Raw genomic sequence first — 21,557 nt, 5'->3', positions numbered from 1 at the left:
CCGGTTCCTCCGCTTTTCCGGTTCGTCCGTCCTCAAGCAAACGGGTTGCGCAATACCGGACCGCCCTCCACTTGCAGGCCGCCGTACATGGCTTCGGTGTACAGATATTCGCCCCCCTCGATCGAAGCAGTTGCCACGATGCATGCGTCGTAGAAGGACAAGCGATGCCACTCCGCCAGCCGCCGCGCGAGGTCGTGCGCATCGACGGTGAGCGGCACGACATGGCACAAACGCCTGATCGGCTCCAGAAACTCCCCTACCTCGCGCCACGGCATCCGCAGTTTGCGGTTGCAGACACTGGCGATCTCATTCAATACCTGGACGCTGATGGTTGGCCGGCGAAGGAACAGCGCCTCCGCACGATTTGCCTTGGTTTCGTCGTCGAACAGCAGATAAAGCACGACATTGCTGTCGACGAACGATTTCTCCGTCTCAATCCTGCTCATTCGCATCGTCCCGGCTGAACTTGAAATCCGCGGGCAACTTGCCCCTGAAACGCCGCAGTCGCTGCAGAATCTCGTCGGGCCTCGGCTTGCGGCTTACCGCGAAAACGCGGGGACTGTCGACCACGATCTCGATATGGTCGCCTTCGCGAAGTTCCAGTGCGTCGACCACACTGGCCGGAAGCCGAACCGCCAGGCTATTGCCCCATTTAGCGACCTGCATCCGAGCCTCCATGGATATACGTCGTCGTTTCTATATTGTTGGTGCGAATCCGCAATTCGACTGAATGGACAATTGGGCCGGCACGCGCACCCCATTACCCATGACTCGCGCGATAATCGCTCACTCCCGCGCGAATACCGCGCATCCACTGCCCGCCTGCGACGATGAAAAAGCCCGATCTCGACCGACGCGACTGGATTGCCGGCCTCGAAAAAGGCCTGATGATCCTGGAGGCGTTCGACAGCCAGCACGCGCGCATGACGCCCACGCAGGCCGCCGCCCGCACCGGCCTCACGCGCACGGCCGCGCGGCGCTACCTGCTGACGCTCGAGTCGCTCGGCTACGTGTACACCGACGGCAAGCTGTACGGCCTCACGCCGCGCGTGCTGCGGGTCGGCTGGTCGTACTTCGATTCGGCGCGGCTGCCGCGCACGGTCCAGCCTTATCTGCAGCAACTGAGCGCGTCGCTGAACGAATCGGCGTACGTCAGCGTGCTCGACGGCTGGGAGCTCGTGTTCATCGCCCGCAACGGCGTGTCGCGCGTGATGACGACGGGCTTCGTGCTCGGCGCACGCGTGCCGGCGCCGCTGACGTCGCCCGGTGTCGTGCTGCTCGCCCATCATCCCGACCGCGAGGCCGTGCGCGCGTGGCTCGACGAGACCGAGTTGCCGCCGTTCACGCCGCACACGATCACCAACAAGGCGCGGCTGCTCGAACAGGTCGACCAGGCGCGCGACGCCGGCTACGCGGCGATCGAGCAGCAGTTGCAGGTTGGCGTGCGCGGGATCGCGGTGCCGCTGAAGAACCGTCACGGCGAAGTCGTCGCCGCGCTGAGCACGAACATGCCGATCGGCGCGGAGACGACCGACGCGGCCGTGCGGCGCGTGCTGCCGCATCTGCAGGAAGCGGCGCTCGCGATGCTCAACGTGCTGTAGCGCACCTTGCTCGCCGCGAACGGCCCCGGTGCAACGCCTGCAATCCCGCTACGTAACGAATAGCGTCCTGCGCCGCAACCGGCAGTCCGTCGGACGATTTTTGCCCTTCACCCGATCCGCCACCAACGCGGCAACAGATTGCGCACCTCGCGCCGCCGGTAACGGTCGTCGATCAGATGCACGACCCCCTCGTCGTGCTCGGTCCGGATCACGCGCCCGGCCGCCTGCACGACCTTCTGCAGCCCCGGGTACAGATACATGTAGTCGTAACCGTTGCCGAAGCGCGCGTCCATCGCGCGCCGCATCTGCTCGTTGACGTCGTTGACCTGCGGCAATCCGAGCGTCGCGATGAACGCGCCGATCAGCCGCTCGCCGACCAGGTCGACGCCTTCCGAGAAAGCCCCGCCCAGCACCGCGAAACCGACGCCGCGGCCGGCCGCGTCGAAGCGCGCGAGAAACGCGTCGCGCTCGCTTTCGGCCATACCGGGCGCTTGCGCCCACACGGGGACGTCCGGATGGCGCGTCTGCATCAGCGCGACCACGCGCCCGAGGTAGTCGAAGCTGCTCAGGAAGCCGAGATAGTTGCCGGGCCGGGCCGTGTATTGCGCGGCGATCAGGTCGGCGATCGGCTCGAGCGAGCGATCGCGGTCGCGCCAGCGCGTCGACACGTGGCTCGCGACGCGCACCGTCAGTTGCTCGGCGCGGAACGGCCCGTCGACGTCGAGCCAGCCCGTATCGCCGGGCAGCCCGAGCGTGTCGCGGTAGAAATGGAACGGGCTCAGCGTGCCCGAGAACAGCACGGTTGCGCGCGCGGCTTCGTAGCGCGGCGCCAGGAAACCGGCCGGGATCACGTTGCGCACGCACAGCGTCGACTGGACGCGGCGCCGGCGGCCGGCCGTCGCCACGCCGTCGAGCGCGGGCTGCCGCGGCATCGGTTCGCCATGCAGCGTCGCGTCGAAGATCGATGCGCTGTCGAACGCTTCGGCCAGCACGCCGAACTGGATCGCCTCGAAATGAAAGCGCAGCAGCGCGTCGCCGTTCGCGCGCGGCGCGTCGGTCAGGTGTTCGCCGATCGCCGCGACGAGGTTTTGCACGGCCGACACGATCGGGCCCGGCACGTCGGGATAGGCCGCATAGCGCTCGGCCTGCGCGCGATTGAGCGTGCCCCACGCACGGGCCAGCCGGTCGAATGCCTTGCGCAGCGCCGCGGGCGCGGCTTCGCGCGCGGCCGCGAACGCGAACGGATCGAGCGACGCGCTGTACATCTTGCGGGCGCGGTCGAGCAGGTTGTGCGCTTCGTCGACGAGCACGCCGACGCGCCACTGGTTCTGCTGCGCGAGCGTGTGCAGCATCGCGCTGCCGTCGTAGTAGTAGTTGTAGTCGCCGATCACCATGTCCGACCAGCGCGCGAGCTCCTGCGCCAGGTAATACGGACAGACGTCGTGCGCGAGCGCCGCGGCGCGCACGGTGTCGCGATCGAGCAGCCCGGCGTCGATCGCCGCATCGCGCGCGGCCGGCAGCCGGTCGTAGAAGCCTTTCGCGAGCGGGCACGATTCGCCGTGACACGCGTTGTCCGGATGCTCGCACGCCTTGTCGCGCGCGACGAGTTCCAGCACGCGCAGCGGCAGCGCGGGCGTGCCGGCGCCGAGCGTCGTCGCCGCTTCGAGTGCGAGCGCGCGGCCGGGCGTTTTCGCGGTCAGGAAAAACACATGGTCGAGCTCGCCTTCGCCGCATGCCTTCAGCAGCGGGAACACGGTGCCGAGCGTCTTGCCGATGCCGGTCGGCGCTTGCGCCATCAGGCAGCGTTCGTCGCGCGCCGCGCGATAGACGGCCACCGCCAGCTCGCGCTGGCCGCTGCGGAACTGCGCGTGCGGAAACGCGAGCGCGCGCAGCGCCGCGTCGCGGGCGGCGCGATGGGCCGTCTCGCGTTCGGCCCAGCCGACGAAGCACGCGCACTGCTCGGCGAAGAACGTCGCGAGCGTGCCGGCATCCAGCGTTTCCGTCAGCACGGTCTCGCGCTCGGACACGATGTCGAAATACACGAGCGCGACGTCGATTTCCTCGAGATCGCGCGCGTCGCACATCAGGTGCGCATAGACCTTGGCCTGCGCCCAGTGCAGTGCACGATGGTTGTCCGGCATCGCGTCGAGGCTGCCGCGATAGGTCTTGATTTCCTCGAGCCGGTTCGCCACGGGATCGTAGCCGTCCGCGCGGCCGCGCACGGTGAGCGTCCCCCACGTCCCCATCAGCGCGATCTCGGTTTCGTAGCGCGCGCCGCGCTTCGACGTGACCGCGCCGTGGCCGGCGATGCCTTCGAGCGCGGTCGGCGCGGGCGTGAAGCGCAGGTCGAGATCGCCGCGCCGCGCGGTGAACTCGCACATGGCCCGCACCGCGACGACGTAGCTCATGCGGACAACCCCGCCGCTTCGGCGTGCGCGGCGGCCGCGCCGGCCCACTCGACGTCGACGACGCGCACCGGCATGCGGTGCGCGACGCAGTAGGCGAGCCAGCGTGTCTGGTTGTCCTGCAGCCGGTCGCCGGGGCCCTTCACCTCGATCAGCTCGTAGCGGCGTTCGTCGGGCCAGAAGCGGACGAGATCGGGCAGGCCGGACCGGTTGCTGCGGATATCCGCGAGCAGGCGCGTGAACCATAGCCGCAGGTGCTCGGGCGGCAGGCAGGCGAGCGCTTCGTCGAGCAGCGTGTCGGTCAGCACGCCCCAGAACACGAACGGCGATTGCAGCCCGGCCTTCGTCGCGAAATGCCGGCGGATCGTGTCGCGGTACGCGCCCGAATCGAGCTGCGCGAAGCATGCGTCGAAGGCCGCCGCGCGGCGCATCGCGAAATCGGGTGCGTGCAGATCGGCCGGGCCGCGCTGGAACGGGTGAAAAAACGCACCGGGCACGGCCGCGAACACGGGCTCCCAGCACAGCAGCCCGAACAGCGAATTGATCAGCGTGTTTTCGACGTAGTGGACCGGCGAAGCCGGCTGCGCGAGATGATCGCGCACGGCGAATTCGACGCTGACGGATGCGTCGGGACGTGCAAGCACGAGCGTCTCGCGCGGTACGTCGGCGGCGGCAGCCGCGCGTTCGACCCGCTGGCCGGCGCGGCGTTGCAGGCGCGGCAGCATGCGCTCGACGCGCTGACGCTCCTCGTCGCTCTCGAAGCCGCCGCGTGCGTCGAGCGCCAGCGCGAGCGCGTCGTCGTCGCGTCCGCAGCGTTCGAGCACGCGGATGCGACGGTGGCGGCTGCCGGGCCACGCGCTGCGGGTGTACGCGTCGAGGGCGGTACCCCAGTCGGCACGGCGCTCGCACGCTTGGCCGAGCGCGAACAGCAGCTTCGCGCGGCGCGTCGCGAGCCACGGCTGCGCACAGTCGACTGCGGCCAGCGCGCGGATCAGGTCGTCGAACGGCAGATCGTCGGGCCATGCATCGAGCGCGTCGCGGCACATCTGCAGCGCGAGATACGCGTCGACGTCGCCACGCTGCTGGAACGCGCGCGACGACGGCGCGATCGGCACGCTTTCGTACTGGAACACGCCGAGATCGGCGAGCACGAATTCGCTCCAGTCCTGATGCAGATTGCCGAAGAACATCAGCCGCAGCCGGTCGCACAGTGCGCCGACCGTCACGCGCAGTACGCGGTCGTCGGCCTGTGCGCACCACGCGTCGAGCGGTTGCGCGACGTCGTGCGCGGGCCGCAGCCGGTCGAGCCAGTCGGCCTTGCGTTCGCCCGCGTGCGCGGCGAGCGACGGAAAGATGCGCAGCAGATCGGCCTTGGTCGACAGCGCGAACAGCTCGTCGAGCGTGAGCGGCGGTGCCGGATCGACCCAGCCGAGGGCGACGAGCGGCGCGGCGGCGTCGAGCGTGCAGCCGATCTCGTCGTACACGAGCTTGCTCGCGCGGAAATCGGACCCGTTGCGCATCAGCATCCGCACGAGCAGCGCCCGCGATGCCTGCGGCAGCGCCGCGAACTGCCGGACGAACGCGTGCTCGTGCGCGTCGAACAGGTCGTCGTAACGCTCGCCGAGCCAGGCCAGCGCGCGTTCGAAATTGGTCAGGTAGTAAAACGCCGGAGGCGTCGGTGAGGCAGGCGTCACGGGGATCGATCACTGTACGTTTGTACAGGTCGCAATCATATCAAATGTGACGGGCGATGCCGTACGCGGCATCGCCCTCCCGCTATCCGCCTGCGATCCGGCTTCGGTCAGAACTGGTAATTCACCGACATGTCGAACACGCCGTTGGTCGACTGCTGCGTGATCGGGCTGCGCGCCGCGCGACCGACGAGCTGCTCGATCGCGCCGTCCATCGTGACGAACCAGTGCTTGTTCACGAACCACACCATCGTCACGCCGAGGCCGGCCGACTTGATCCCGGCCCCCGACGAATAGGCCGGCAACCCCGAGCGCGCGGCCGCGCCCTGGTTCACGCCGAACCAGCTGTTCATGTAGCGGGAATCGGCGAACGACACGGTCGGCCCCGCGAACCAGAAGAAGTGCTCGTTGCTGCCGGGCATCGGCATGTACGCGGAGAAATCGCCGGTCCAGCCGTTCGACCCGCCGATGCTGCGCCGGACGTCCGCGCGCAGCACGAGCGGGAAATCCTTCGAGACGACGTAATCGGCGGCGAGCTTCATCACGGGCGCCGCGTTGATGTTGTCGAGGCCGTTCAGGTGGCCGAGATCGTCGGCCGAACGCCGTCCGAGGTCATAGCCGACCGCCAGGCTCACGCGCCAGTTCGGCCCGCGCAACACGTTCGCGCCGAGGCCCTCGCCGGTCGACAGGAAGAACAGGTCGCGATAACGGATGTCGAAATTCGGGCCGCCCATCACGCGATAGCGGTCGGAGCCCGCGTAGCGCGGCTGCAGCGTCATGGCGGCGCCGACGCTCACCTGCCAGGCGGGAATATTCGGATCGAAGAGTTTCTGGAGCGGTACGCCCGCCGTGTATTGCCATTCGCCGAGCGGCGAAGGCGTCTGGGCCGCCGCGTCGCGCGCGCCGGCGGCAAGCGCCGCGCATGCCGACAGGCCGGATACGAACCGGCGTGCGCCGGGTGACAGCAACAGGCGAGCAACAGTGGTCAAGGCGGTCTCCGTCGGCTGCACGAAACGAACCTGAAGGAAAGCGTGTCGCGCTTCAGCGGCTGCAACAGTCGGCAGCCCGCTGCGCGAACGTAGTGTGCGCTGAATTAACGGACATCCTACGCGACACGCGTGCGGACGCAAAGCGCCCGTTGTGTACGGGCACTTTGCCGGGATCCGGCATGCGCCGGCGGATGATTGCGGAATCAGAAACGCTCGACGTGATAGTCGCCGGCGAGCGCGGCCGGACTGCGCGACGACATCATTCGCGAGAAGCCGTCGGCGAGCCGGCCGAGCGCCAGCTGTTTCTGGCTCGCGTCCCAGTGCGTATAGGTGTCGTACGCGGCATCGTCGAACGAAACGGTGACGGCGACCGGTCGGCCGCTGGCGCGAAAGCCGATCTGCAGCACGCCGCCCGGCAATTCCTCGATGTGATAGTGCAGCGAACGCGATTCGAAATAGCGGCCCAGTACCTGAGCGATCGCGCGCTTGTCTGGCGATTGCACGTGAATGTCCATGACGGTCCTCCTTTCAGTGTTCGCGCGGCCGGTGGTGGCGCACTGCCCCCGTCCGGCATCCGCATCGGCGGCGGGTTCGACGGCGGATCGCCTTGCGGCAGCCCGTCGGGCACGGGCGGGTCGACCGGGTCGTCGTGCCCGGGCGGCGGCGGATCCGGGTCGACGTCGGGTGTCGTCGGTTCGGGGCGGTGCAGCGTGGATGGCGTCTTCATGTCACTCCTGCGCGACGGCGCGCGCATTTCGATGGCGAGGCGAGCGCCCGCAAGCGCCGTGCCCGCTATCGCGCCGTGCCCCGTCGCCGTCGGGTTCAGTCGTCGTAGGCCGCCATGACGAGCCACATCGTGCGCCCCTCGGCGCTCAGTTGCACGGCAAGCGCGAACGGATCGGACGGTTCGCAATGGGCGACGAGCGCCTGCTGCGCGCGCTCCGGGCCGTCGTAGACGGTGTCGTTCAGCTCGCGTACCTCGTCCTTGCCGTCGAACATGCGCCGCTCCGGCCGATAGACCCGCGATTCCCGCTCGATTCCCGCTTCCACGTGTCGAACCGCTCCCGCACGTGGCCGAAATCGCCGCCGCATACGTTCGCGTCGTAACGTATCCTTTCCCTGGCTGCATTCATCGCGATGTCCTCTCGTCCATACCGGCCCCGTGCGCGTCGTACCCGCATGCCCGGCCGGTCCTCGCGGCTTGCAAGCGCCGTGCCGCGGTTGCCGCGGGTACGGCGCTTGCGCCTTCTCATCGACAAGGAGGTTCGATCATGACCGTTCACGCCCCCGGCCGCCGCGACGCCGTGTCACCGGCTGCCGGACTGCTCCGGTTCGCCACGTCGCGTCCGCCGTCCGAAGACAAGACGGAGGAACGCATCGACGAAGGGCTCGAGGAGACGTTCCCGGCCAGCGACCCGCCCGCCGTCGGCGGTGCGACGCGTATCGACCCCGCCAAGCCGTCCGGCGAGCGCGAACGTCGCGCGCCGCACGTCCCTTCCCCGCCCCGCGATCACGGCTGACGGCGGCACCCGGCACGCGCTGCGTGACAGCGCAGCCGCGCGCCGGCCCAATCAGGAGCGATCGATGAAAGTCCTTGAACGCAGATGGCATGAAGTAAGCGGCGCAGCCGGCGTCGCGGCGCTGGCCGCGATCGAAAGCGCGGTGGTCCTCGCAATCGTCACGATGACGGGCATCGGCCACTGACGTCCCGCATCGACGGCCGCGTCTGCGCCGTGGAAGATGTACAAGCAGGCTGGCAAATTTCTCCGTCGCCGGCTATCCGGCGCAAGCCCGTTATCAGCGTGAAGAGGCCTTGGGGCCGACGCGTGCGCCTCGCGCGGCACGCGCGGTGCTCCCGCATCGTCCCCGCTCACGAAGGAGACGTTCATGTATCGCGTCAACGAGATCATGTCGCGCGACGTAGTGTGCGTCGCGCCGACCGACACGATTCGCCATGCAGCCGAATTGATGCAGCGCTTCGATATCGGCGTGCTGCCCGTTTGCGACGGCGCCGAACTCGTCGCGATCGTGACCGATCGCGATCTGGCGGTGCGGGCGCTGTCGCACGGCCATTCGCCCGATACGCCCGTGCAGGCGGTTGCGTCCAGACCCGTGCAATGGTGCGTCGAGGACGACGGCGTCGGCGATGTCCAGCAGCGGATGGCCGACGTGCAGTTGCACCGCTTGCCGGTGCTCGACCGCAATCTGAAGCTGGTCGGCATGGTGTCGCTCGGCGACATCGCCACGCGCGCGGGCGGCCCAGCTCGCGACGAGCTGGCCAATACGCTCGAGGACGTATCGCTGCCGCGCCGCCGCTGAGCGGCGTTCCCATCCATCATCCCGCGCGGCCTGCCGCCCCGGCGCAATACCCGCGCGACGAATTCGCGCGCGGGCCGGGTTGCCGCTTCGACCAGGAGGTTTTCGATGACAACGGACAAACCGTCGCGCGACGCCGCGCGCATCGTCGGCACGAATCCGCGTACGGCCGTCGGCGGCCCGGGCCCCGACGTGATGGCCGCCCGCACGCTCGAAGGCGATCGCGTGCTGACGCTGGACGGCGACGACATCGGCAAGGTCACCCACATCATGCTCGACGTGCGCGCCGGACGAATCGCATACGCGGTCGTGTCGTCGGGCGGCCTGCTCGGGATCGGCGACAAGCTGCTCGCGGTGCCGTGGAACGCGCTCGTACTCGATGCCGAGCGCGAATGCTTCGTGTTGCCGGTCGACACCGCGCGTGTGCGCGAGGCGCCCGGCTTCGACAAGAGCCGGTGGCCGACGATGGCCGACCCCGAATGGGCCGAAGCACTGCATGCGTACTACGGCCGTTCGCCGTACTGGCTGATCGAGGAAGGCGAAACGGCGCTCGATTCGCCGCCGTACGAGGCGTCGCCGGGCGGCCCCGAAGACGGCACGCGGCAGCACTGAAGCCCGTCGGCCGAAAGGCGGATCACTGCGCGGCGGCCACCGTCTTCGCGAGCTGGCGGGAGGCGCTCAGGTGTGCGTTCAGCATCGGCAGCGTGCGGGCCGCGAATGCGCGAAGCTGCGGGTCGCGGCCGTCTTTCGCTTCGGTTTCGTAAAGCCGGACCGCCGCTTCGTGTGCGCGAGGCCCCGCCAACGCCACGTACGCCGTATCGAACGCGCGCCCGTTCTTCGCGCGCAATGCCGTCACCGCCGGGTCGACGAGCATGCGCGTCTGGACCGGTATGCCCTTTTGCGCGCCGATGTGCCGCAATTCGTCCGCGATACGCGCATGGTCGTCGACCATCCGGCGGGCGAAGGCCTTCACGTCCGCGTTCGACGAGCGATCGAGCGCAAGCTGCCCGGCCTGCCGTTCCACCTTGCCGATCATGCCGGCCTTGTCGACGAACTCGGCGTCGATGCCGACCGGCCGCTGGGTCATGCCCGCCTCGTCGGCGGTCGGGCCGGGGCGCACGACGCCCGGCGCGACCTGCGCGGACGAAGCAGGCGGCGCCTGCGCATGCGAGAGCGCGAACGCCAGCGCGCCCACGGCGGCAGTCAGGACGATTGCCGCCGATCGACGCCCGCGTGGCTTCATCCGGTTCGTTTTCGTCATCCGGGCCTCCGTATCGGGCAACGGAGCGTCACGCGGGACGATGGGCCGACGTGAAGAAATCGGTCCACTCGCCGTTGTGCCATGCGCCCTCGGTGCGCTCCACCGATAGCGCGCCGGCGGCGAGCATCGTCCGCTCCGCGAACGCGATCGTGCGCCGCGTCACGTGCGCGGCCAGCACGACGCCGTTTTCGCACTGCTTCAGCGCGCCATGCCCCTCCGGCGCATCGCCGCGCATCCGGCCGAGCGCGCCGCACAATGCGCCGACGTACCCGCCGACGAGCGGCACGCCGATCCACGCGAGCGGGGAATGAAGGCCGCCCAGATAGAGCAGCGCGGCCCCGGCGAGCCCGACGATCGCGCCGATGGCCACGCCTTCCAGCGCGCCGATGCCGCCAGGCCGCGCGGCGGAGTCCGCATAGACGTCGCCGCCGAGCCAGAACAGCGCGTGCTGTCCGGGCGGATTGAGAAAGAAGACCTTCACGTCGTCCCGATGCATGGCGTGGCCGCGCAACTGCTCCGCGCAGCGTTCCGCCTGCTCGAGCCGCGAGAAACGGCCCGCGATGATGGTGTCCATGTCGAACCTCCTGCCCGGTGACGCGCAGGACCGCGGGCGCGCGACGCCCGATCGGCCCGGCGCTGGCCCGCGCATCACGTTACTTCCGGCGGATCTGCAGCTTGTCGCGCACGCCGCTCACGCCGCTGACGTCGTGCGCGACGCGGATCGCGGTCGCGCGTTGTCGCTCGTCGGGCACGTTGCCCGTCAGTTCGACCACGCGGTCGCGAACCTGCACGTCGATGTCGCCGGAGGCCAGGCCGCGTTCGGCGACGAGCGCGGCCCTGACGCGGGACGCGAGCGTCGCATCGCGGATCTGCCCCCCGACGGCCGACGCCTGGCTCGCAAGCTTCGCACGGGTGCCCTCCTCGGCCGATGCGTAGCGGGGCGTCGCGATCCATGCACACGACAGCATCAGTATGCTCGCGATCGGCACGACCGTCCTATGCCTGGTGCGTGCCGGCTCGCTGCCCTTGCCGTCGCGCCGCGTGCCTTTCGTTGCGTCCATCGCGCCTCCTTTCTCGTATGCGGCCGGACGGCCACGCGGCCGGATTGCCGCGCCGCGTGTGCGTCGGTTATACGTCGGGTATGTACCGCTACCGCTCGCGCGGCTTCCCGTCGCCCATGTCGTCCGGCACGACGTCGACGATCACGCTCGCGAGCGTCGACATGTCGACCGGCTTGCACAGATACGCATCGAACCCGGCGGCCATCACCCGGCGCCGGTCGGCCTTGCCTGCATGCGCGGTCACCGCGACGACCGGCAGATGTCCGCCGCCGTTCGGCAAATGCCGGATCCGGTCCAGCAGCCAGTAACCGTCGCCGTCCGGCATCGCGAGATCCGACAGCACGACGCTCGGCTGCTGCCGCTCCACCGCGTCGAGCGCGTCGTGTCCCGACCGGGCGGTCGATACCTGCGCGCCCATGGTCTCCAGCGCCGCCGCGAGGCTGGTCCGCGACGTCGGATCGTCGTCGACCACCAGTACGCGCTGACCGTCGAGCGCGACCATGTCGGCCTTGCCCTTCGCGCGCGACGGCTGCTCGACCGGATCGTCGGCGTCCCAGCCCGCGGGCAGCGTCACCGTGACGGTCGTTCCGCGCCCGGCGCCTGCGCTCGTCGCGACGACCTCGCCGCCGTGCAGCTGCGCAATGTTGCGCACGATCGACAGGCCGAGCCCGAGGCCGCGCCGGGGAGACGTGAACGCGCCTTCCGGCCGGCTGAACGTATCGAACAAGTGCGGCAGGTATTCCGGCGCAATCCCTTGCCCGGTGTCGGAGACCGACAGCCGCACGCGCTCCCCCGCGCGGGTCAGCGACACGTTGATCCGCCCGCCCGGCGGCGTGAACTTGATCGCATTCGACAGCAGGTTCGACAGGACCTGGCGCAGGCGCTCGCCGTCCGCCGGGATCACGCAGGCCGGCATCGCATACGACGTCGACAGCACGAGCCCGTTCGCCTGCGCCGTCGCGTCCAGTTCGCGCGTGGCGTCGCGCACGATCCGAACGAGATCGACCGGCACGCGTTCGAGGCGCAGCCGGCCGGTCGCGAGGGACGATGCGTCGAGCAGATCGGCGACCATGTGCGACAACGACCGCGCGCTGCGATCGATCGCGTCGACCGCCTGCTGCGCGAAGCCTTGGCCGTCGGCGTTGCGCAGTACCTCGACCCAGCCGTAGATCACGTTCAGCGGCGTGCGCAGTTCGTGCGACACCGTCGCCAGCAACTCGTCCTTCAGCCGGTTCGACGTGTCGGCCTGCATGCGCGCGTCGCGTGCGCCGCGCAGCGAGCGAAGGTTGTAGCGCTCGTTGCGGCGGTGTTCGCCCGCTTCGCGCAGCGTCAGCGACAGGCCCGCGCAGCGGTCCTGCGCGTCGACGATCGGCGAGGCGACGAAGGTGGCGCGAAAACGGCCGCCGTCGCGGCGCACGCACAGTACGTCGAGCGGCCCGACCGGCTCGCGCAGGTCCGCGAACGACGCGGGCACCGCATGTCGGCGCAGCCAGCGCGGCGCGATCATCGTGGCGACGTCGCGTCCGTTCGCCTCGGCCGTATCGATGCCGAAGATTCTTGCCGCGGCCGGATTCCAGCTGGTGATCCTGCGCTGCGCATCGGTCCCGACGATCGCATCGGGCGACGCATCGACCACGCGGCGCAGCAGCGCGTCGTCGGACACGCAGGCGACGGACGACGGCTCACGGTGCGGTGGGTACGGATCGCCGTCGTCGTCATCGATCTCGCGCAAACGGTCGTTTGCGAGCAGCGGCTTCACCGTCGTCACCAGCACGCATTCGGCGAAACCGATCGCGACGAACGCGCCGGCTTGCGCGAGCAGTGTCGCCAGCGACGCGTCGCGCCACCAAAATGCGGCGATCACGCCGAGGCTGGCGGCGGTCGCGACAAGGCCGCCGGCGAGCGACGTCAGCCATGCGGCGGCGGCCACACCGGCGTAAAAAGGCAGCGGCGCAAAGGGCGCGTGCTTGCCGACAGCCTGAATCGCCCACGCCTGCAGCGCGGACGCCACCCCGACAGCCAGCACGATCCATGCACCCTGCCGAAGCAGCTCACGGGTCATAGTCCTCATTGCATCCTTGCATCGCGCCGGCTCCCGTCTGGTGCGGGGGGATGCCGCATTTCGACCATCCGGCATCCCGTCGAGCGCGCCGGGCGAGCAGGAACGCGTCAGCAAACAACGTACCCGGCGCTGGCCAAGGTCGCGCTCGCGGCAACGCATGGCCGCGCCCTACGCCCGCGCCGCCGGCGGGCCGGGCGGCGGGCCGTCGGCATCGCCGCGCGCCGCGCCGCGATGTATCGCCAAGCGCTTTTTTTCATCGGATTTCTGTAAAAAAGTGGCGATCCAACCCCGACCGCGGCGTCACACCGACGGCGGGCGACCGGCCCGATGGCCCGTTTCTGTCGGTCATGTCGCGCACATTGGAATTTTCTATTCCGCGGCACCTTCGCGGCCGTTTCGCTGTCGATGATAAATATTGCAAGCAACGGAACCTGCGATGCCGTTTTTCAAAACGGCCCACGAACGCCCATGGGTGAATCCGCAAACCGGACGAAGCAGCGCGCGGACAGTCGCCGGCTGTCCGGCCGGTCCGCCGCGATGCGCACGCTGCTCGGCCGTATCGAGAAAATCGCGCCGACCCGCGCGAGCGTGATGATTGCCGGCGAAAGCGGGGTCGGCAAGGATATCGTCGCGCGGCGGCTGCACGATCTCAGCGCACGGCATGACGGCCCGTTCGTGCCCGTGACCTGCGGCGCGATTCCGCCCGAGCTGGCCGAGGCGCAATTGTTCGGGCACGAGAAAGGCAGCTTTACCGGCGCGACCACGCAGCGCGAAGGGTTCTTCGAAGCCGCGCGCGGCGGCACGCTGCTGCTCGACGAAATCGCGGAAATGCCCGCGGCGCTGCAGGTGAAGCTGCTGCGCGCGATCGAGTCGAATACGATCGTGCGCGTGGGCGGTACCGAATCGATTCCGCTCGACGTGCGGTTCGTGTCGGCCACCCGCCACAATCCGGCCGACGCCGTGCGCGACGGCCGGCTGCGCGAGGATCTGTTCTACCGGCTCGCCGCGTTCGCGATCTACGTGCCGCCGCTGCGTCAGCGCGACGGCGACGTCGAGACGATCGCGCAGGAATTCGTCGACACGCTGAACGAGCGGCATCGCTCGCACAAGCGGCTGACCGGCGCGGCGATCGCCGCGTTGCGCGCGTATTCGTGGCCAGGCAACGTGCGCGAACTGCGCAACACGATCGAGCGCGCGTACCTCTTGTCCGACGAAGGCATCGAGATCGCGCTGCCGAAGCAGCCGATGCCGGCAGTCGACAGCACGTCGGAAGGCGCGATGGCGCTGCCGCTCGGCGCGACGCTGCACCATGCGCAGCAGCGCTTCATCGTGGCGACGCTGCGTCACTTCGACGGTAACAAGCCGCGTGCGGCCAAGGCCCTCGGCATCAGCCTGAAGACGCTCTACAACCGGCTCGCGCTGATGCGCGACCAGGGCGGCTCGTGAGCATCGCGGGCCGTACGCCGCGGGCCGCCGGCCGCGTCAGGCGACCTTGAACTGCCCGACCGTCGTCGCCAGCGCGTTCGCTTGCGATTGCAGCGCGGTAGCCGCCGCGGTCGACTGTTCGACGAGCGCCGCATTCTGCTGCACCATTTCGTCGAGCTGGCTGACGGCGCGGTTCACTTCCTGGATGCCGCGCGTCTGCTCGTTCGCCGCGTGCGTGATCTCGGAGATGATGGTCGTCACGTTCGACACGTTGGACACGATCTCGCGCATCGTGTCGCCGGCCTGGCGCACCTGCCCCGATCCGGCCGACACGCTCGCGACCGTCGATTCGACCAGCACCTTCACTTCGCGCGCGGCCTGCGCGCTGCGTTGCGCCAGGCTGCGCACTTCCTGTGCGACGACCGCGAAGCCGCGGCCCTGTTCGCCCGCACGGGCCGCTTCCACCGCTGCGTTCAGCGCGAGGATGTTGGTCTGGAACGCGATCCCGTCGATCACGCCGATGATGTCGCCGATCCGGCCCGACGCTTCCTCGATCTTCCCCATCGTCGCGACGACGTCCGACACGACCACGCCGCCGTGCGACGCGATCCTCGACGCGGCCGCCGCGCGTTCGTCGGCCTGGCTCGCGGCTGCCGCCGACTGGCCGACGGTCGCGGTGATCTCTTCCATCGACGCCGCCGTTTCCTCGAGGCTCGCCGCCGCCGATTCGGTACGCGACGACAGGTCCTGGTTGCCCGCCGCGATCTCGTTCGCGGCCGTGCGCACCGATTCGCTCGCATCGCGGATCTGGCGCATCACGTCGTTCAGCTTGTCGACGAAACTGTTGAACGAGCGCGCGATGTCGGCGACTTCGTCGCGGCCGTCGGCCGGCAGGCGCTGCGTCAGGTCGCCGGCGCCCGAGCCGATCGCGGCCATCGCCTGGCGCACCTGCGACAGGCGGCGGAACGCGGTCGCGGTGATCGCGCCGATGATCAGCGACGCCACGCCGACGATCACGATCAGCGTCATCAGCGACGCGGTCAGCAGCGAACGCATCCCGGCCGTCGCTTCGGTCTTGTCGAGCAGCACCAGCGCGTACCAGTCGGTACCGGGCACCGGTTTCGCGCGCACCAGCTTCGCGTCGCCGCCGACGCCGACCTCGACCGGTGCGCTCGCCGCCGCGATCGATGCAACGCCCAGCGAGCCGAGTTCGGGCGATACGTCGGCAACCGGCTTCAGCGTGAGCTTCGCGTCCGGGTGCGCGACGACGTGGCCGCTGCTGTCGATCAGCATCCCGAAGCTGGCCGGCGTCGGGCGGATCGACTTGACGTTGGCGATCACGCTGTCCATCGACACGTCCGCGGCGACGACGCCCTTCAGCGCGCCGTCGCGCAGGATCGGCACCGCGAACGTGACGACGAGGTTGCCCGTGCCGGCATCGACGTACGGCGGCGTGACGACCGGCTTGCCGGCCTGTGCGGCCTGCTTGTACCACGGCCGGCCGGTCGGGTCGTAGTCGGGCGGGATGCCGGTCGGGTCGGAGAAGTGGAACGCCTTGTCGGCGTAGCCGGCATAGACGTTCGTGAAGCCGCCGGCCGCGGCCATCTGCTTGAACACCGGCAGCGGATCGGGCGTCAGCGCGGCATCCTGCAGCGACGCGATCATCCGGCTGCGGGTGGCGACCCAGTCGGCGATTCCGACCACGTGGCCGCTGGCGACCGAGGTCAGATTGCGGTCGATCGCATCGTCGTTGTACGAACGCGCGATGAAATAGTTGATCAGCGTCGTGGCGACGAGCGCGAATACGACGATGGCGACGCACGCGGCGAGGATGCGGGCGCGAATGGACGAGAACATGGCAACGACTCGGTAAGGGAGCGGGAACGCCCGGTGGACGAATTCACCGGGTAAACGGCAAATCGCGCCGCTTACTTGAGGTCGTTGTGACAATTCGTTGAAACGTATGACGAAACGCGCCGGCGACTGTCGGCAGATCGTCAGGATGGCCGGGCGGCGGGTGTGCCTCGCGCCGGTCCCGGCGCCCCGGCCGCTACCCGCTACAGCCGATGCCTCGGACGCGGATCGGCGTCCGCGGGCGCGTCATCGGCCCGGGTGTCGCGATCGAAATCGTCCTTCTGGCGCATCCGTTCGCGCAGGTGCCGGATCGCGAATACGTGAATGTAGTCGTGCACGCGTGCATCGGACGACAGCGCGCGCACTTCGTCGTCGAGCATCGCACGCAACTGATCCGCGCCGATCGCGCGCCGTTCGGCGGCTTCCTTGAGTGAATCGAGCAAATTGTCCTTGGACATCGACAGACTCCTGACGGTCGAGGAACGAAAAAGATGACGGTACTGGAAGCTTAAAGACTAAGACAGACGCGCGGCGTACGATGCGCCGGCGCGTGTTTGCGCGCGATCAACGGCACCTTGCGTGCCGCCGTGCGGATCCGTTTTCCGAATCGGCCGCGCAGCGTTCGTCGTGCACATGGCCCGCGAACGATACTGAAACCCTGTCACGCCACCCCGGGGCGCGGCACTGGCGACGGGCGACAAGTGGAACGCCGCGCGACGCCGATGCAGTGGGGAAACTTAGACCGTCCGAAATCATGCGTCAAGCGCGCTGCCATTCGTCCGACGAACGCGCCGGATCGGCCGGTCGGCCGCCGCGCGTGTCAGCAGATTCCGATACGCGTCGCGCAATTTCCTGACAGCGACTTCAGCGCGCGCCGCTTGGCAGTGCGCCATCGCCACACGATACTGATCACATGAACCAGGCGTTCATACCCGAACATCGCCCAGCCGGCCATCGAGCCGGCACGCGGGGTTCGGCGCAGGAGACCACCATGGCACATCGCAACTTACCGGGCCACGGCCAGCGGCGCGCGTCGAGCAACGCGCGCGCCCTGCCCGACCGCACCGAGTCGGCCGGCAACCGTCCGTCCGACGACCTCGACACCTTGCTCGCGCTCGCACGCGAGGCCGGATTGCTCGTCACGCTCGACGGGCAGATCGGCCGCGAAAAGTATCAGAGCGTCGTGGGGTCGGTCCTCGCTTTGCAGCGGTTCGCCGCGGCGCTCCACGCGCGAAACGCAGCCGACGCACCAGCCAGGTCGGAGCCGCGTCGCAAGGCTCGCCCAGGCTGGCCGCATGCGAATCGTTTGCGCAACCGCACGTGCAACGCATGCGCACCGCTCCATGTCGTGCATCCGCATGCGCGGGTACGGCGCGGCGCGGACCGCCGGCACGACCAGCGATCGATTCTTCGTACCCTCTGATCGGCGCACGGAAACGACGCACGGCACGGGGCCACGCAATGGTTACGCGTACGATGGCGCGCCGCTCGACGCGGCCGCATTCAACATCATTGCTGCGGGGAAGCGAATTCGACGGGGCAAGGCGGAAAGCGGACGGGGTGACTTGCACCCCGCCCGTCCTCCAAGGCAACCGTCGGTTGCCTACCCTCGTGCCAGAGAGTTCCCGGTCGGATGACGCGCCGGACAAACACGTGGCGCCGCTCCTGAAAACGATGTGACGGTGGCAAGCGCGGTAGCGATCGCTTCCTGCATGCAGGCGCGGTCGGGAATCGCACATGCACGACGGGCCAGCCGCATCGCCGACGTTTCGTCACTGTCTCACGCGATGTGCGCCGCGTTTCTGATGCAGGTCAATCCAAACCCGCTTCGATTGCGATAACGCGGGATTCATTCCGCGCCACGCACCAGCAGCACGGGCACCTGCGCGAGATGCGCGACCCGCCGCGCGACGCTGCCGATCAGCCAGGCAGCGATGCCGCGACGGCCATGCGTGCCGACCACCAGCAGCTCCGCCCGCCAGTGCACGGCCTCGCGCATCAGCGCATGAGCCACGTCGTCGCTGGTCGGACGCGTTTCGACGATGCCGCGCTTGGTCGGATTGCCCGTCGCATGGAGCAGCGGGCCGATCTTCGCGAGCGCATCCTCGCCTTCCGCGCGGTACGCATCCTCGAGCGCGCGCACCGGCACGACATCGGTCAGGCGAACCGCGCGATCGATCACGTACGTCGCATACAGCAACGTCGTCGGCGCCGCGAAGCCGAGCCCGACGCGCAGCGCGTGCAGCGACGGCTCGCTGCCGTCGACCGCGAACATCAGCCGCTGCAGCGCGCCGTCCGACGGCCGTGCATAGGTGCCGGGCACGATCAGCAGCGCACAGCGCGCGCGTTTCGTCAGCGTGTCCGACATCGCGCCTTCGACGAGCCGCAACAACCCGTGATGCGGGTTCGCGCCGATCGCCAGCACGTTCGCGTGCCACGTCGACGTATCGTTCACCAGGGCGTCCGCCACCGAGCCGCCCGTGATCGACGTATCGACGACCGTTCGTTCGACGTCGACGCCGCTATCGGCGAACAGCGCCGCGATCCGCTCGCAGGTGGCTTGCGCTTCGCGCACCATGTCCTCGCGCGCGGACGTCAGCAGCGCGTCGATGCGCGGAATGTCGGGCAGCACGAGGCGCGGATTGTCGATCGCGCACACGATGCGCAATCGCATGCCGGGACGCAGCAGCGTGCGCACGTAACGTGCGGCGGTCAGCGATTCGGGCGTCGGATCGACGGCCAGCGCGATCCGCGCGAGCGTCGGGATGGACAGGGCAGGCTGCATGGCGAAGGTCTCCGTGCGTGCACGTCGTCGCCGAACGACGACGGGGGCTTCGCGCGGCAGCGGCGCCGCCGCGTCGGACCGCCGCCGTGGCCGCAGGATCGGCGGGCTGTCACGCGAAGCGCGGACGAGCAATGCGTTCGTTCAGCATAGGCCGTCCGGCCCGCGCGTGCATGATCGCGATCAACGATCGTGCGGCACCCTGCCTGTGCCGTTTACGGCTTCGTCGGCATCGACGCGGCCGGACGGTTCGCATAGAACAGCGCGTACGCGATGCCGAGCAGCACGATCCACACCGGCCCGATCACCAGCGCGACGCGCGTATCGGGCGTAAACGCCATCAGCACGACGACCAGCACGAGAAAGCCGAGCGCGACGAACGAACCGAGCGGATAGAACGGCACGCGGATCGGCAGGCGCGCGATCTTGTCGGCCGACAGCGTGCGGCGAAAACGCATCTGCGCGATCAGGATCACGCACCACGTCCAGATCGCGCCGAACGTCGATACCGACGTGAGCCACGTGAACACGTGCTGCGGCGCGAGATAGTTGAGCAACACGCCGATCAGCAGCAGCGCGACCGACACGGCCACACCGTACACGGGCACGCCGCTGCGATTCACGCGACCGAGCGCGGCCGGCGCCTGGCCCTGCTGCGCGAGGTTGTAGAGCATCCGCGCGGTGCTGAACAGGCCGCTGTTGCACGACGACAGCGCAGCGGTCAGCACGACGAAGTTGATGATGCCAGCGGCGGCCGGAATGCCGAGCCGCGAGAACGTCATCACGAACGGGCTGCCCTGCGTGCCGATCCGGTCCCACGGATAGAGCGACATGATCACGAACAGCGCGCCGATGTAGAAAATCAGCACGCGCCAGAACACCGAATTCACGGCCTTCGTCAGCGACTTCTCCGGGTTGCGCGCCTCGCCGGCCGTGAGGCCGAGCATCTCGACGCCGAGATACGCGAACATCACGATCGGCAGCGCGGCGATCACGCCGTTGATCCCGTTCGGCATGAAGCCGCCGTGCGACCACAGGTTCGAGATGCCGGTCGCGACACCGCCGTTGCCGATGCCGAACGCGATCATCAGGCCGCCGCCGACGATCATCAGCACGATCGTGACGATCTTGATCAGCGCGAACCAGAATTCGAATTCGCCATACAGCTTGACCGCGATGAAGTTCACCGAGCCCATCGCCAGGAGCGCCGCGAGCGCCCAGATCCAGTTCGGCACGCCGGGGAACCACATGTGCATGTAGACGCCGACCGCCGTGATTTCCGCCATGCAGGTGACGATCCACACGAACCAGTAGGTCCAGCCGGTCAGATAGCCCGCGAGCGGGCCGAGGTAGTCGCGCGCATAGCGGCTGAAGGCGCCGGCGACCGGGTTGGTGATCGCCATCTCGCCGAGCGCGCGCATGATCAGGAAGATTGCGAGGCCGCCCAGCAGGTAGGTCAGCAGGATGGCCGGGCCGGCCGTGCGGATCGCGGTGGCCGAGCCGAGGAACAGGCCGACGCCGATCGTCGCGCCGAGCGCCATCAGGTTGATGTGCCGTTCTTCCAGCCCGCGATGCAGTTGATCTTCTGGTTGTTTCAAATTCGTCTCCTGGCGGCCGCGGGCGGGCCGCCGTCATTGTGTCGATGACAATGCGCGACCGTTCATGCCGATTTCGGCAGCCGAAAACGAAATAATCCCCATTGTCGATTTCCGAATAAGAAACGACACGGATGCCGCGTCAATTCGGTTGGAATTGCCGCGGATTATCCGTATTTCCCGGAACAGTCCGGATATACGGATAGGGCCTTTCACGGAGTACACCCGACCGACCCGCGCGACGCGGCTGTGCGCGTGACGAGCGGCAACGGGATTCATCGCTTTCGGCGCGAACGAACGCGCGTCGAATGTGCGCAATCGAGCGCACGCAATATGCAGGCGGGATTATAGGGAGGATCGGCGGTTTCACGCCAGGCGATTTTCGGGAAAATCGCGGTGGGTGAAAGCGGTGATTGGATTCGAATGCGCGCGGCGGACGCGCATTCTTGAGTTCAGACCTCGATTTACGAGACCGACTGCGATGCCGCCAGCTTCGGCGGCGTCGGAGATGCGCA

The 21,557-nt window shown here is 68.6% G+C and carries 20 protein-coding genes and 1 pseudogene; 6 read left to right on the top strand and 15 right to left on the bottom strand.

Annotated features, from left to right (window positions below; all coding sequences use genetic code 11):
* Positions 1-32: 32 nt before the first annotated feature.
* The gene (locus tag WS61_RS27735; RefSeq protein ID WP_059505263.1) at positions 33-446 is read right to left on the bottom strand and encodes a PIN domain-containing protein; all 414 of its coding nucleotides are present in this window, start codon (positions 444-446) and stop codon (positions 33-35) included.
* On the bottom strand, positions 433-666 hold the full coding sequence (locus WS61_RS27730; RefSeq protein WP_059505501.1) for an AbrB/MazE/SpoVT family DNA-binding domain-containing protein: 234 nt from the start codon (positions 664-666) through the stop codon (positions 433-435). Before WS61_RS27730 ends, WS61_RS27735 begins: the two co-directional genes overlap by 14 nt.
* Positions 667-830: 164 nt before the next feature.
* On the opposite strand from WS61_RS27730, the gene WS61_RS27725 reads away from it, so the two are divergent.
* The gene (locus WS61_RS27725) at positions 831-1,601 is read left to right on the top strand and encodes an IclR family transcriptional regulator C-terminal domain-containing protein (protein WP_059505261.1); all 771 of its coding nucleotides are present in this window, start codon (positions 831-833) and stop codon (positions 1,599-1,601) included.
* Positions 1,602-1,708: 107 nt separating this feature from the next.
* On the opposite strand, the gene WS61_RS27720 is transcribed toward WS61_RS27725, so the two are convergent.
* The 5 genes and pseudogenes from WS61_RS27720 to WS61_RS27700 form a co-directional block, all read right to left on the bottom strand.
* Positions 1,709-4,009: an ATP-dependent DNA helicase gene (locus tag WS61_RS27720; RefSeq protein ID WP_059505499.1), complete on the bottom strand. Its 2,301-nt coding sequence runs from the start codon at positions 4,007-4,009 to the stop codon at positions 1,709-1,711.
* On the bottom strand, positions 4,006-5,700 hold the full coding sequence (locus WS61_RS27715; RefSeq protein ID WP_059505259.1) for a VRR-NUC domain-containing protein: 1,695 nt from the start codon (positions 5,698-5,700) through the stop codon (positions 4,006-4,008). Before WS61_RS27715 ends, WS61_RS27720 begins: the two co-directional genes overlap by 4 nt.
* A 107-nt stretch (positions 5,701-5,807) precedes the next feature.
* Positions 5,808-6,686, bottom strand: coding sequence for a MipA/OmpV family protein (locus WS61_RS27710; RefSeq protein ID WP_059505257.1), 879 nt, complete (start codon positions 6,684-6,686; stop codon positions 5,808-5,810).
* Between the two features lie 203 nt (positions 6,687-6,889).
* Positions 6,890-7,201 carry a hypothetical protein gene (locus WS61_RS27705; RefSeq protein ID WP_059505255.1) on the bottom strand — a complete coding sequence of 104 codons (312 nt, stop codon included), beginning with the start codon at positions 7,199-7,201 and terminating at the stop codon, positions 6,890-6,892.
* A 307-nt stretch (positions 7,202-7,508) separates the two neighbouring features.
* Positions 7,509-7,819 (bottom strand): annotated as a pseudogene (locus WS61_RS27700) (hypothetical protein).
* 138 nt (positions 7,820-7,957) lie between these two features.
* On the opposite strand from WS61_RS27700, the gene WS61_RS27695 reads away from it, so the two are divergent.
* The 3 genes from WS61_RS27695 (at position 7,958) to WS61_RS27685 (ending at position 9,614) form a co-directional block, all read left to right on the top strand.
* Complete coding sequence (locus tag WS61_RS27695) at positions 7,958-8,206, top strand: hypothetical protein (protein ID WP_059505253.1); 249 nt, start codon at positions 7,958-7,960, stop codon at positions 8,204-8,206.
* Positions 8,207-8,573: 367 nt separating this feature from the next.
* Entirely contained in the window at positions 8,574-9,005 is a 432-nt protein-coding gene (locus tag WS61_RS27690) for a CBS domain-containing protein (RefSeq protein ID WP_059505251.1), read from the top strand.
* 105 nt (positions 9,006-9,110) lie between these two features.
* Positions 9,111-9,614, top strand: a complete 504-nt coding sequence (locus WS61_RS27685) for a PRC-barrel domain-containing protein (protein WP_059505249.1) — start codon at positions 9,111-9,113, stop codon at positions 9,612-9,614.
* A gap of 22 nt (positions 9,615-9,636) precedes the next feature.
* Here the strand turns inward: WS61_RS27685 and WS61_RS27680 are convergent, their stop codons facing one another.
* The 4 genes from WS61_RS27680 to WS61_RS27665 all read right to left on the bottom strand — a co-directional run bounded on the left by WS61_RS27680 (position 9,637) and on the right by WS61_RS27665 (position 13,395).
* Entirely contained in the window at positions 9,637-10,263 is a 627-nt protein-coding gene (locus WS61_RS27680; protein WP_059505496.1) for a DUF4142 domain-containing protein, read from the bottom strand.
* A 28-nt stretch (positions 10,264-10,291) separates the two neighbouring features.
* The gene (locus WS61_RS27675; protein ID WP_034204843.1) at positions 10,292-10,837 is read right to left on the bottom strand and encodes a hypothetical protein; all 546 of its coding nucleotides are present in this window, start codon (positions 10,835-10,837) and stop codon (positions 10,292-10,294) included.
* 79 nt (positions 10,838-10,916) lie between these two features.
* Positions 10,917-11,324 (bottom strand): BON domain-containing protein, encoded by a 408-nt coding sequence (locus WS61_RS27670; RefSeq protein WP_059505247.1) that lies wholly within the window; start codon positions 11,322-11,324, stop codon positions 10,917-10,919.
* Positions 11,325-11,412: 88 nt separating this feature from the next.
* Complete coding sequence (locus WS61_RS27665) at positions 11,413-13,395, bottom strand: ATP-binding protein (protein WP_059505244.1); 1,983 nt, start codon at positions 13,393-13,395, stop codon at positions 11,413-11,415.
* Positions 13,396-13,791: 396 nt separating this feature from the next.
* Here WS61_RS27665 and WS61_RS27660 point away from each other — a divergent pair, with 396 nt between their 5' ends.
* Positions 13,792-14,832, top strand: coding sequence for a sigma-54-dependent Fis family transcriptional regulator (locus WS61_RS27660; RefSeq protein ID WP_059505242.1), 1,041 nt, complete (start codon positions 13,792-13,794; stop codon positions 14,830-14,832).
* A gap of 36 nt (positions 14,833-14,868) precedes the next feature.
* Here the strand turns inward: WS61_RS27660 and WS61_RS27655 are convergent, their stop codons facing one another.
* A complete protein-coding gene (locus WS61_RS27655; RefSeq protein ID WP_059505240.1) occupies positions 14,869-16,668 on the bottom strand; it encodes a methyl-accepting chemotaxis protein in 1,800 nt (599 codons plus the stop codon).
* 200 nt (positions 16,669-16,868) lie between these two features.
* The gene (locus WS61_RS27650; protein ID WP_059505238.1) at positions 16,869-17,123 is read right to left on the bottom strand and encodes a DUF3562 domain-containing protein; all 255 of its coding nucleotides are present in this window, start codon (positions 17,121-17,123) and stop codon (positions 16,869-16,871) included.
* Between the two features lie 533 nt (positions 17,124-17,656).
* Here WS61_RS27650 and WS61_RS27645 point away from each other — a divergent pair.
* Positions 17,657-18,088 carry a hypothetical protein gene (locus tag WS61_RS27645; protein ID WP_059505236.1) on the top strand — a complete coding sequence of 144 codons (432 nt, stop codon included), beginning with the start codon at positions 17,657-17,659 and terminating at the stop codon, positions 18,086-18,088.
* A gap of 426 nt (positions 18,089-18,514) precedes the next feature.
* On the opposite strand, the gene WS61_RS27640 is transcribed toward WS61_RS27645, so the two are convergent.
* Both WS61_RS27640 and WS61_RS27635 read right to left on the bottom strand, forming a co-directional pair.
* Positions 18,515-19,450, bottom strand: coding sequence for a universal stress protein (locus WS61_RS27640; protein ID WP_059505234.1), 936 nt, complete (start codon positions 19,448-19,450; stop codon positions 18,515-18,517).
* A 212-nt stretch (positions 19,451-19,662) separates the two neighbouring features.
* A complete protein-coding gene (locus WS61_RS27635; protein ID WP_059505232.1) occupies positions 19,663-21,045 on the bottom strand; it encodes an amino acid permease in 1,383 nt (460 codons plus the stop codon).
* Between the last annotated feature and the right edge of the window lie 512 nt (positions 21,046-21,557).

Source organism: Burkholderia sp. ABCPW 11 (assembly GCF_001523445.1).
In the GTDB taxonomy this organism is placed as follows: domain Bacteria; phylum Pseudomonadota; class Gammaproteobacteria; order Burkholderiales; family Burkholderiaceae; genus Burkholderia.
This window is presented reverse-complemented; position numbering and strand designations above follow the sequence as displayed.